The sequence below is a fragment of the Flavobacterium nitratireducens genome (genome assembly GCF_029625335.1).
In the GTDB taxonomy this organism is placed as follows: Bacteria; Bacteroidota; Bacteroidia; order Flavobacteriales; family Flavobacteriaceae; genus Flavobacterium; species Flavobacterium nitratireducens.
This window is the reverse complement of record NZ_CP121111.1, coordinates 982910-994399: the sequence shown is the minus strand read 5'-3', so window position 1 is coordinate 994399 and position 11490 is coordinate 982910. Positions and strand designations below refer to the sequence as shown.

13 protein-coding genes are annotated in these 11490 nt (G+C 32.5%); 7 read left to right on the top strand and 6 right to left on the bottom strand.

Going from position 1 to position 11490, the window contains the following annotated elements; translation table 11 throughout:
• Window positions 1-16: 16 nt before the first annotated feature.
• Together P5P90_RS04750 and P5P90_RS04745 are read left to right on the top strand one after the other, a co-directional pair.
• Complete coding sequence (locus tag P5P90_RS04750; protein ID WP_278036061.1) at window positions 17-898, top strand: bifunctional 5,10-methylenetetrahydrofolate dehydrogenase/5,10-methenyltetrahydrofolate cyclohydrolase; 882 nt, start codon at window positions 17-19, stop codon at window positions 896-898.
• Window positions 899-1131: 233 nt separating this feature from the next.
• Complete coding sequence (locus P5P90_RS04745; RefSeq protein ID WP_278036060.1) at window positions 1132-2058, top strand: magnesium transporter CorA family protein; 927 nt, start codon at window positions 1132-1134, stop codon at window positions 2056-2058.
• An 11-nt stretch (window positions 2059-2069) separates the two neighbouring features.
• On the opposite strand, the gene P5P90_RS04740 is transcribed toward P5P90_RS04745, so the two are convergent.
• Both P5P90_RS04740 and P5P90_RS04735 read right to left on the bottom strand, forming a co-directional pair.
• Window positions 2070-2327 carry a response regulator gene (locus P5P90_RS04740; protein WP_278036059.1) on the bottom strand — a complete coding sequence of 86 codons (258 nt, stop codon included), beginning with the start codon at window positions 2325-2327 and terminating at the stop codon, window positions 2070-2072.
• The gene (locus P5P90_RS04735; RefSeq protein WP_278036058.1) at window positions 2308-3036 is read right to left on the bottom strand and encodes an ATP-binding protein; all 729 of its coding nucleotides are present in this window, start codon (window positions 3034-3036) and stop codon (window positions 2308-2310) included. Before P5P90_RS04735 ends, P5P90_RS04740 begins: the two co-directional genes overlap by 20 nt.
• A 405-nt stretch (window positions 3037-3441) precedes the next feature.
• Here P5P90_RS04735 and P5P90_RS04730 point away from each other — a divergent pair, with 405 nt between their 5' ends.
• The 3 genes from P5P90_RS04730 to P5P90_RS04720 are packed head-to-tail and all read left to right on the top strand — an operon-like array spanning window position 3442 to window position 5803.
• On the top strand, window positions 3442-4056 hold the full coding sequence (locus tag P5P90_RS04730) for a hypothetical protein (protein WP_278036057.1): 615 nt from the start codon (window positions 3442-3444) through the stop codon (window positions 4054-4056).
• A gap of 11 nt (window positions 4057-4067) precedes the next feature.
• Entirely contained in the window at window positions 4068-4358 is a 291-nt protein-coding gene (locus tag P5P90_RS04725) for a winged helix-turn-helix domain-containing protein (RefSeq protein ID WP_278036056.1), read from the top strand.
• Between the two features lie 56 nt (window positions 4359-4414).
• Window positions 4415-5803: a DUF4153 domain-containing protein gene (locus tag P5P90_RS04720; RefSeq protein ID WP_278036055.1), complete on the top strand. Its 1389-nt coding sequence runs from the start codon at window positions 4415-4417 to the stop codon at window positions 5801-5803.
• 47 nt (window positions 5804-5850) lie between these two features.
• Here the strand turns inward: P5P90_RS04720 and rluF are convergent, their stop codons facing one another.
• From rluF to P5P90_RS04700, 4 genes are all read right to left on the bottom strand, one after another.
• Window positions 5851-6663: a 23S rRNA pseudouridine(2604) synthase RluF gene (gene rluF / locus P5P90_RS04715; RefSeq protein ID WP_278036054.1), complete on the bottom strand. Its 813-nt coding sequence runs from the start codon at window positions 6661-6663 to the stop codon at window positions 5851-5853.
• Window positions 6664-6799: 136 nt separating this feature from the next.
• Window positions 6800-7642 (bottom strand): alpha/beta hydrolase, encoded by an 843-nt coding sequence (locus P5P90_RS04710; RefSeq protein ID WP_278036053.1) that lies wholly within the window; start codon window positions 7640-7642, stop codon window positions 6800-6802.
• Window positions 7643-7682: 40 nt separating this feature from the next.
• Window positions 7683-8462 carry a zinc ribbon domain-containing protein gene (locus P5P90_RS04705; RefSeq protein WP_278036052.1) on the bottom strand — a complete coding sequence of 260 codons (780 nt, stop codon included), beginning with the start codon at window positions 8460-8462 and terminating at the stop codon, window positions 7683-7685.
• A gap of 11 nt (window positions 8463-8473) precedes the next feature.
• Window positions 8474-9568 carry a Nif3-like dinuclear metal center hexameric protein gene (locus P5P90_RS04700; RefSeq protein ID WP_278036051.1) on the bottom strand — a complete coding sequence of 365 codons (1095 nt, stop codon included), beginning with the start codon at window positions 9566-9568 and terminating at the stop codon, window positions 8474-8476.
• Window positions 9569-9679: 111 nt separating this feature from the next.
• On the opposite strand from P5P90_RS04700, the gene lpxK reads away from it, so the two are divergent.
• The gene (gene lpxK, locus P5P90_RS04695) at window positions 9680-10705 is read left to right on the top strand and encodes a tetraacyldisaccharide 4'-kinase (protein ID WP_278036050.1); all 1026 of its coding nucleotides are present in this window, start codon (window positions 9680-9682) and stop codon (window positions 10703-10705) included.
• Window positions 10677-11489: a purine-nucleoside phosphorylase gene (locus P5P90_RS04690; protein ID WP_278036049.1), complete on the top strand. Its 813-nt coding sequence runs from the start codon at window positions 10677-10679 to the stop codon at window positions 11487-11489. The genes lpxK and P5P90_RS04690 overlap by 29 nt, the downstream gene beginning before the upstream one ends.
• The last annotated feature ends 1 nt before the right edge of the window (window position 11490 follow it).

Below are 11490 nucleotides of genomic sequence, written 5' to 3'. Positions count from 1 at the left end.
AAACTAAAAAAGAAAGATGCAAATACTAGACGGAAAAAAAACTTCGGAAGATATTAAAAATGAAATTGCTGCTGAAGTACAACAAATGAAAGCCAACGGCGAAAAAGTGCCTCATTTAGCTGCAGTAATTGTTGGTAACAACGGAGCAAGTTTAACATATGTAGGAAGTAAAGTTCGCTCTTGTGAGCAAATTGGTTTTGATTCTACATTAGTAGCTTTACCAGAAGAAACTACAGAAGCTGAATTGTTAGCAAAAATAAAAGAGTTGAATGAAGATGATAATCTAGATGGTTACATCGTACAACTGCCTTTGCCAAAACATATCGACGAAGAAAAAATCCTTCTAGCTATTGATCCTCAAAAAGATGTTGATGGTTTTCATCCAACTAACTTTGGACGTATGGCACTTGAAATGGAAACTTTTTTACCTGCTACTCCATTCGGAATTATGGAGTTGTTAGAGCGTTATAAAGTGGAAACTTCAGGAAAACACACCGTTGTAATTGGTCGTAGTCACATTGTAGGTCGTCCTATGAGTATTTTGATGAGCCGTAAAGGTAATCCTGGTGATTCTACAGTAACTTTGACACACAGTAGAACTAAAAATTTAGAAGAATATACTAAAAATGCCGATATCATTATTACAGCTTTAGGAGTTCCTGAATTCTTAAAGGCAGATATGGTAAAAGAAGGAGTTGTAATTATCGATGTGGGAATTACTCGTGTGGATGATGCGACTAATTCAAAAGGTTATGTAATTAAAGGAGATGTTGATTTTGAAGGTGTAAGTAAAAAATCTTCTTTCATCACTCCGGTTCCAGGTGGAGTAGGACCAATGACAATTGCAATGCTGTTAAAAAATACGCTTTTGGCTAGAAAAATCAGAAGTAGAAAATAAAATAGTGATAAACAATGTTTATAAGCCTTAAACGAAAGTTTAGGGCTTTTTTTTATCTTAAAAATTGCATAAATTTTGTTGGAAAAAGCTTCTCAATACAATTTAATGAAATACTTTTGCAGCACTTTAAAAAACTCAATCCGCAATGGACGATTATTATTCGGAAAAACTAGTATAATATAGCTTTTGAAATAGGTTTCAAAATGCTATTAACCTTTTTATAGCATTTTTTAATGAGAGCATTTTATAAAAATAATAACGGATTAATTGAAGTTGAAGCATGGAATCCTAATTGCTGGATCAATGTTGAATGTCCAACAAAGTCAGAAAAAAAATATTTACTTGATGAACTTCAAATTCCTGAAGCCTTCTATAATGATATTGCAGATATTGATGAAAGACCTCGTATTGAAGTCGAAAGTGGATGGACACTTATTATTCTTCGAATTCCAGTAAAAAGTAACGATGTAAAACTACCGTTTCAAACAATTCCAGTAGGAATCGTTTTTAAAGGTGAAGTTTGTGTTACAATTAGTTTTCAAGAAACCGAAATGCTTACTGACTTTGTAGCTTACACTAAACGTAAACGAATCGATATCAAAGACAATTTTGATTTGGTTTTAAAATTATTATTGTCTTCTAGTGTTTGGTATTTGAAATATTTGAAACAAGTAAATCAAAAAATAAAATTAGCCGAAAATAATCTTGAAAAGTCTATCAAGAATGAAGAATTGCAAGCTTTATTGCAAATCGAAAAATGCTTGGTTTTCTTCATGACTTCCTTAAAAGGGAATGATATTTTATTGCATCGAATTCGAAATATCAAATCACAAAAAGAAAATTTTGATCCTGAATTGCTAGAAGATGTGGAAATTGAATTGCGTCAGGCTCAGGAAACTACAAATATTTATAGTGATATCTTAACGGGAACTATGGATGCCTATGCCTCGGTTATATCAAATAATATGAATACGATAATGAAGCAAATGACTTCTATTTCGATTATACTAATGATTCCAACGTTGATTGCAAGTTTGTACGGAATGAATGTACCTAATAATTTAGAGAACAACCATTACGGCATTTGGATCATTATTTTTATTTCGTCTTTGTTGTCTCTTTTTGGGGTTCTTTTGTTTAAGCGTAAAAGATGGTTTTAAAGACTTCAGTATTAATTTTGGAGTTGGCTTTGTTTGGCTATTAATTCTTCCAAATTTTTTAATACCACGGGTTTGGTAATAAAATCATCCATACCCATAGAGATTGCTTTTATTTTATCTTCTTCAAAGGCACTAGCGGTAACCGCAATTATAGGTGTTGGATTTATTTGATATTTGGGTAAAACATGGATTTTTTCGGTAGCTTGAAAACCGTCCATTTCTGGCATGTGTAAATCCATGAAAATGATGTCATAGTCGTTTTTTTTCATAAAGACTTAGAGCTTCAAATCCATTTTTAGCAATGTCTGCGCTTATATTTATTTTGTCTAATAATTTCTTTAAAACCTTTTGATTGATAATATTGTCCTCTTCAATTAATGATTTTTGAATATTTTTACTTTCTAGATTAGTAATGTTGTTCTTTGGAATTTCAATTCCAATGCTGGACGTGTTAATGTCCAGGGGAATATCAAAACAAAAACAGGAACCTCCTTCTTTCCGAGCAGTAATTTTTAATTTAGAACCACCCATTAGCTGAATCAATTGATTTGAAATAGTGAGTCCTAATCCGGTTCCTCCATATTTTCGAGTAGTTGTTAAATCGGCTTGTTCAAAGGCAAGAAGCAATTGCTCAATTTTATGAGTCTCAATTCCTATACCCGAATCGAGAATTTGAAAATTGAGGTGTTGAATGTTGTTTTCGGTTTTGATTAATTGGACATCAAGTTTTACTTTGCCTTCGGCGGTAAATTTAATGGCATTGTCTAATAGATTGATAAGTACTTGTTGTAATCTTAAATTATCACATAGAATGGTGCTATTTATGTTTTTATCAAAGCTAAATTCTAGAGCGATGTTTTTGTCTTTAACACGGTACTCAAACAAACGAATTAGTTTTGATAATTCTTTTTTAAGATGGATAGGGTATTTTTCTAATTTCATTTTACCCGCTTCCATTTTAGAATGATCTAAAATCATGTTGACTATTCCTAATAAATGGTTGGCGCTGTGTTCGGCTATTTCTATATATTCTGTTTGATCAGTGTTTAAAGGGCTCGTTTTTAAAATATTAAGTATCCCAAAGGAGAACATTATAGAGTTACAGTAGACGAATGGAATTATTTGACTCAAAAGTTCAACATTTCAGGTATTCCACATTATGTATTAGTGAACAAAAATGGTGAAGTTGTCAATCCTAAGTTGGGACATAACTCTAATGAATCACTGAAACAAATTTTAGAGAAGGAAATGTAATTTTATATCAATAATCTATATTGTAAACTCCCTGTAATTTTTTTTCAGGGAGTTTTTTATTAAATAAGTGTAAATTAAGTTTGTCAATTAAAAATAAACTATAACTTTGTATTTCAAAGTACTTTAATTATGAATCAAAAGCACCAAGAAGATTTATTACATATTCGTTCCATGATGGAACGTTCTTCACGATTTATTTCCTTAAGTGGACTCTCAGGCGTATTTGCAGGACTTTCAGCTCTAGTAGGAGGTTTGTATATCTGTTTACTGTTAGAGCAAAATGGGATGAAATGTTATGGTATTGAAACCTATTCATTTTCAATGGACTTGATTTTGCAATTGATCCAAGTAGGAGCTATGATTTTTGTTTTTGCATTAGGTTTCGGAATTTTGTTTACTGTTAGAAAAAGTAAAAAGAATGATTTACCTATATGGACTACCAGTACTAAGAATATGTTGATTAACTTAGTTATTCCATTATTCGTAGGAGGAATTTTTTGTTTGGGATTATTATATCACAATGTTCCTTTTTTAATTGCATCTGCTACCTTAATTTTCTATGGTTTAGCGCTTGTAAATGCTGAAAAATATACTTTTTCGGATATTAAATATTTGGGTTACCTCGAAATACTTTTAGGTTGTATTTCAATGTTTTTTATTGGTTATGGTTTGTTGTTTTGGATTTTCGGATTTGGTGTTTTACATATTTTGTATGGTTTGATTATGTTCAAAAAATACAAATAAGTCATTATAACATGGGGATGATAGATAAATTAAATAAAGATTTCGAAAGTCGTGTACGTTTAGGTATCATGTCGGTACTAATGGTAAACGATTGGGTAGATTTTACCGAAATGAAATCGCTATTAAATATCACCGATGGTAATTTAGCTAGTCATTCTACTGCATTGGAGAAATCTCAATATATTGAAGTAAAGAAAGAATTCGTAGGGAAGAAACCTAAAACATCGTATCGAGTAACTAATTTAGGACGAGTAGCGTTTAGCGCTCATCTTAATGCTTTGGAAAAATTATTTAAGTCTTAATATCTTTTTTTAATCATTAACTTTGAAATACAAAGTACTTTTAAAAATTTTAAATTATGAAAAAAATCCATTTTATCTTAGCAAGTAGCTTACTTTTTATGCTTCTTTTTTATAATGAAGGTGTAGGAGTGAATGTAGCCATTTTTGGTTTTGCACTTACAACCATAATTTGTTATTACTTCCATGAGCAACTTAAATCAAGAACTCATTTAGTATTAGTCACAACCTCTATTTTGTCTTGTTTTGCCTTTGCCTGGTATGGCGATTTTGCTTCTTTTTTAGCGTTGAGTTTATCCATTATTTTTTTACAGTTTAAAACTCAAGAACCCAATTTGAAAATGGTGCAAGTAATTCCTCTTGTGTTTTTAAATGGGATCACAACAGTAGGTAGGGTATTTATGTTTAGTCAGTACATCCCTAAACGTCAAGTAAACAATGGATTTGCTAAAAAATTAATTGCTTATTTTGTAATTCCTACTGTGTTTTTAGGATTGTTTCTTATTGTTTACACTTTTGGGAGCAAGCATTTTTCGGCTCTGTTTACAGATTACTATTTAGATGTTGATATTTGGGATTTAATTCTAATCGCTGGTTTTGGATTTTATATTTCATTTAGCTTTTGGAATTATTGGATTCCTGAAGTTTGTTATGAAAAAAATGAACTTTTAGATGATGATTTCAAAGAAGAAGAAAAAGAGCTTAAACAAAGTTCGTTTTCTTTTCTAGATATTGATTTCGAAAGAAAAAGTGGCGAAATCACTTTGTTTCTTTTAAATGCTTTATTGTTAGTTTTTATTGTGACCTATAATTATGAGCAGTTTTTTGAAGTGGTGAAAAAATCAAATTTAAGTTCAGATACCCATGAAAGAGTTAATGCGGTTATTTTCTCGATAGTTATGGCAGTAGGTGTAATTTTATTCTATTTTAAGGGCGGTTTTAATTTTGATACAAAAGCAAAATCGCTTAAAAATTTAGCTAAAGTTTGGATTGTTTTAAATAGCGTTTTGATTCTTAGCACGCTGGTTAAAAACTCAGAATATGTGTCTTTTTATGGGTTGACTTATAAACGTTTAGGTGTTTATGCGTTCTTGATTTTAGCCGTAATTGGTTTGATTATTTCATTTATGAAAATCAATAAGCAAAAAACAAATGCTTTTCTTTTCAATAAAATGTTTTGGTGTTTTTATACAACGATTTTATTATGCAGTTTTATCAATTGGGGGAATTTAATTACTCGTTATAATCTAGCGGTAAATAAAGGATTGGATTATGAATTTTTAATAGATTTGAATTTCAATGATAGTCTATTTATGGAATATTTTAAAAGCCATCCTGAAAAAGTTAAGGATTTGTATTTTTCAAAAGAGGATGCAATTTTAAATCATCAAAAAAATACTTTTCTGTCAAAAGCACTCTATTATGAGTTTGTAGAGGTTAAAAAATAGTCAAAAACAAACAGCCCATCCTTTTAAAAAGATGGGCTGTTTGTTTTTTAATAATCCCCTCTTCTTTTAAACCTCGGATCATCTTTTTTTATGAATTCGGTTTTTCTTTTGGGAACTTCTGTTTTAGGTAAACTGGCTTCTTCGGTTTTGCTAGAAGGGGCAATTAATTGGTTCAATTCTTTGATTTCGGCATCGGTCAGTTCACGGTATCTTCCCACTGGAACATCTAGCGAAATATTAATAATTCGGATGCGTTTCAAAGCCGTCACATCATAACCTAAATATTCACACATTCTACGAATCTGACGGTTTAAACCTTGTGTCAGAATAATTTTGAAAGTGTTTTTACTGATTTGTTCCACCTTACATTTTCGGGTGACAGTGTCCAAAATAGGTACTCCGTTCCCCATGCGTTGAATAAAACGATCGGTAATCGGTTTGTTTACCGTTACGGTATATTCTTTTTCGTGGTTGTTACGTGCACGAAGAATTTTGTTGACAATATCTCCGTCATTTGTCATAAAAATCAATCCTTCCGAAGCCTTGTCTAAACGGCCGATAGGGAAAATACGTTTTGGATAATTAATGTAATCCACAATGTTGTTACGTACTTCCAGATTGGTTGTGCATTCAATTCCTACCGGTTTGTTGAAGGCCAAATAAACTGGTTTTTCGTTTTTTTCGTGAATTAATTTACCGTCAATGCGCACTTCGTCATTTGGCCCTACTTTAGTTCCTAATTCAGGAACGAAACCATTGATGGTTACACGACCCTCTTCGATGAATTTATCAGCTTCACGGCGGGAACAAAAGCCGGTTTCGGCAATGAATTTATTTAGACGTTTTAGATTTTCTTCCATAGTGCAAAACTAAGCAATTTCGATGGGAATATTTGTGTAAATATTATTGACCACAGATTAAACAGATAATCTCTGTTTCTAATAAAAAACTTAGCAATCTTTGTGTCTTCTCTGCTAAACTCTGTGAAATAAAAGCTTATTCAAAAAGAAACTGATATACTTTTTGATACAGTTCTTCGTCATGAAGTTTATGCCCTAAACCTTTTGTTTCCACAAATTGGACATCTTTCCAGGATTGCGCAATTTTTTTTCCTTCTTTAAAAAGCACAATGATATCATCAATGTCATGGGCTAAAAATCCTTTGACATTAATGTTAGAAGCAAATTCATGAGCGCTAAATTGGTGCAGATTTTGTTCTAAAATAGAGGTGTATTTAACTTCTAAGGCTTTTACAATCTTATCATTTAAGCTAAGTAATCGAATAAAATTATTGAAAATAACATTGAAATCACTAGGCGCTCCTAAAATAACCATTTTTTGAACGGTAGGATTTTGGTATTTGTATTGGTAATACAAGCTTGTTTTTCCACCTAAAGAATGTCCTATAATGTAGTTGGCTTGGTATTTTTGGGCTACAATATCAATAAATTCAGCATATTTAGGCACTGTAAATTCGGTTCCACTAGAGAGTCCTTGCGCAGGACCATCAATAGCTATAATGGTGCTACCCGATTGTTTTAAGTAAGGCAGCATTTTTTTCCAGCGGGAAGAATTGCTTTCCCAGCCGTGAACGAGTAAAATAATGGTTTCGTTACCTTTCCAAATGTAGGTTTGAATGGAATCCCCATTGTGTGAAACCGTTTCAAGTTGGGCTTCTTCAAGGAATTTAGGTAATTTGTTTTTTTTGAATTTTCCTTTTCTAGGCATACTAAAATAACCATGTGCTATTTGGGTTGCCTTGTCTGGAACAATAAAACTCAGGAGATTGATATAGATCCCAATCGATTTTGTAAGGAGGAAGTAAACAGCTTTCTTCATAATAAAAAAGTCCCGATGGTTAATCGGGACTTAAATATACTTAAATACTTGCGAATAAGTTTTCCATTTTTTGTTTTTCTTCTTCAGCTAAACTACTGTCAACTAAAATTCTTCCTGAATGCTCATCGATGATGATTTTCTTTCTAGAAGCAATTTCTACCTGAGTTTGTGGTGGAATAGTGAAAAATGATCCTGCAGAAGCACCTCTTTCAATCGAAACTACTGCTAATCCGTTACGTACGCTAGAACGAATTCTTTTGTAAGCGGCTAACAATCTTTCCTCGATTTGCTCTTGGAATTCTTGCGATTTTTGAGTTAAGAATTCTTCTTCTTTAGCAGTTTCTGCCATGATATCATCTAACTCTAATTTTTTGTGTTTTAGGTGATTCGATTTTAATTCTAATTTCTCTTTAGATTGAGCAATGATTTCTTTTTTGTGCTCGATAGAAGCTTTCATTTCCTTTATTTGCTTTTCAGCTAATTGGATTTCAAGTTCTTGGAATTCAATTTCTTTACTTAAAGAGTTGAATTCTCTATTGTTACGAACACTTTCTTGTTGTTTAGTATATTTTTTGATAGCTTCTTTGTGCTCATCGATGCTATTCTTTTTAGCTTTAATTTGCTCTTCAATTACTTCAAGCTCTGCTTTTAGTTTCTCAGAACGAGTGCTTAAACCAGCAACTTCATCTTCTAAATCTTCCACTTCAAGAGGAAGTTCCCCTCTTACATTTCTAATTTCGTCAATTCTAGAGTCAATCAATTGTAAATCGTAGATGGCTCTTAACTTGTCCTCAACACTTAATTCTTTCGTATTAGTCATATTTCTATATTCTATAAGTACTTAACTGGATTTGTATTTTCTTCTGATAAAATGATGGCAAAATTAAGGATTTTTTTTCGAAGATAATCAACAATATAATTTTTTGTATAGCGTTCACTTTCAAAATGTCCAATATCGGCTAAAATTAGTCGATTTTCGGCTTCGTAAAACTGGTGATATTTCAAATCGGCAGTCAAAAAAGCATCAGCTCCAGACTGAATGGCATTTTTGATAGCAAAACTTCCGGAGCCACCTAAAACTGCAACTTTTTTAATTGGTTTTCCTAAAAAGGCGGAATGACGAATCCCATCGGACTGCATTTTGTCTTTTACCATGTTTAAAAAAGCAGTTTCGTCCATTGGATTTTCTAATTCGCCAATCATTCCCAAACCAATATTTTGATGTTGGTTTTGCAAATCATAAACTTCATATGCGACTTCTTCGTACACATGGTTTTTAAAAAGGGCTTTTAGAATTTTAGATTCTAAATATTTTTCAAAAGTAACTTCAATTTTGATTTCATCGGTTTCTACAAATTCAAATCGTTCTCCGATTTCTGGATTACTATCTTCATTACCCATATAAGTTCCAATTCCTTTCGAATTAAAACTACAATCTTCGTAGTTGCCAATTTTCCCTGCACCTGCGTTAAATAGAGCATTGCGCAGTTTTTCGGCATTTTCAGGAATGGTATAGGTAATTAATTTTCGAATAAAATTTTGTTTCGGAATTAATATTTTCGTTTTAGTTAATCCTAGAGCATCGCAGAAAATTTTGTTCACACCTTGTTGATGATTGTCTAAAGCAGTGTGAACGGCATAAATGGCAATATCATTTTTAATGGCTTTCAAAATGGCACGTTCTACATAATTCTTACCCGTAATTTTTTTGATACCCGAAAATAAAATAGGGTGGAAGCAAACCACTAAATTGCAGTTTTTGTCGATAGCTTCGTCAATTACATTTTCTAAGGCATCATGACAAACTAAAACGCCAGTGGCTTCGGCACTTTGATCACCAACCAGTAAACCTACATTGTCAAAATCTTCGGCGTAGGCTAATGGAGCCATTTCTTCGAGTACGGAAATTATTTCTTTGATTGTCATTTTTAGTGGTTTAAAGTTCAAGGTTTAAATTTTAAAGTTTTGCAGCTCTAGAAATTAAACAAAAAGAACAAAAATTATATTTCAAAGATAAAATATTATATTTTCGTACTTATGATTTTACTTAGAAAAATACTCTTTCCTTTCGCCATTTTGTATGGTTTGATAACCAGTATTCGTAATTTTCTTTTTGATAAAGGCATTTTAAAATCCTATAGTTTTGATTTGCCTATGATTGCTGTTGGAAATTTGTCGGTAGGAGGAACGGGTAAAACGCCTCAGATTGAATATTTGATTCGTTTGCTTTCTAAAGATTATAAAGTGGCTACTTTAAGCCGTGGATATAAAAGAAAATCCGAAGGTTTTGTTTTAGCTGATGCCAATGCGAATGCCACAATTTTGGGTGATGAACCTTTTCAGTTTTTTCAAAAGTTTCCCCAGATTCAGGTGGCTGTTGATGCCAATAGAAAAAATGGAATAGAGCAATTACTTTCTCAAACTTCAAAACCCGAGGTGATTTTATTGGATGATGCCTATCAGCACCGAAAAGTAAAAGCAGGATTTTATATATTACTAACGGCTTACGGAGATATTTATGCAGATGATTTTATGTTGCCAACTGGGAATTTGCGTGAAAGCAGCAGTGGTTCTGAACGTGCCGATGTAGTAGTGGTTACTAAATGTCCTCCGGATCTTCCGGAAGCAGAACAACTTTTGATAAAAAAGAAATTAAATTTAGCCACTCATCAGGAATTGTTTTTTAGTTGTATTGCTTACGATGAGTACATCTATTCTGAAAACAAGAAACTAGCAGTAGCCGACATAAAGGAAGAAACCAAATTACTTTTGGCCGGAATTGCTAAACCAGAGCCTTTTTTCGCTTATTTAAAGAATTCAAAAGATGTGTGTTTGACCTATCCGGATCATCATCATTTTTCTGAAAATGATATTCAGGAAATTAGAGGCAAAGCACAGGATGCTATCATTATTACTACCGAAAAAGATTATGTGCGATTAAAAGGAAGTTTGCCAAACGAACAATTATTTTACTTGCCAATCCAAAGTAAATTGCTTTCTAATGCCGATTTGTTTGATAAAATAATAAACGATTATGTGGGAACTTGTACAGGAAACCGTTAGTTATATTAAAAATAAAACCAATTTTACACCAGATTATGGAGTGATTTTAGGTTCAGGATTAGGAAGTTTTACGGATGATATTTCCATCGAATTTACCCTGCCTTACTCCGAAATTCCTAATTTTCCAGTTTCTACTGTTGAAGGTCACAAAGGAGCACTAGTTTTTGGAACCGTTGGTACAAAAAAAGTGGTCGCTATGCAAGGTCGCTTTCATTATTATGAGGGTTATTCGATGCAGGAAGTGACTTTTCCAGTTCGTGTCATGAAGTATTTAGGTGTTCAAAAATTGATTGTTTCGAATGCTTCGGGAGGAGTAAATCCGAACTATAGAGTAGGTGATATTGTGCTAATTTATGATCATATCAATTTGGTTCCGGAACATCCGTTGCGTGGAAAAAATGAGGAACGTTTTGGACCAAGATTCGTTAATATGAGCGAACCTTATTCTAAAAAGATGATTGCTCTTGCAAAAGAGTTAGCTCAAAAAAATAATATTGAAGTCAAAGACGGAATTTATTTGGGTTTGCAAGGGCCTACATTCGAAACTTTAGCCGAATATAAAATGGTTAAAATTCTAGGAGCTGATTGTGTAGGAATGTCAACCGTTCCCGAAGTTATTGTAGCGCGTCATATGGATCTAGAAACTTTTGGAGTATCTGTCATTACCGATATGGGTAATGAAGAAAGTATTGAAACAATTTCTCATGATGAGGTTCTAGAAGCTGCTCGTAAAGCAGAACCAAAAGTTCGAAAGTTAATCCAAGAATTGATTTTGAACTATTAAA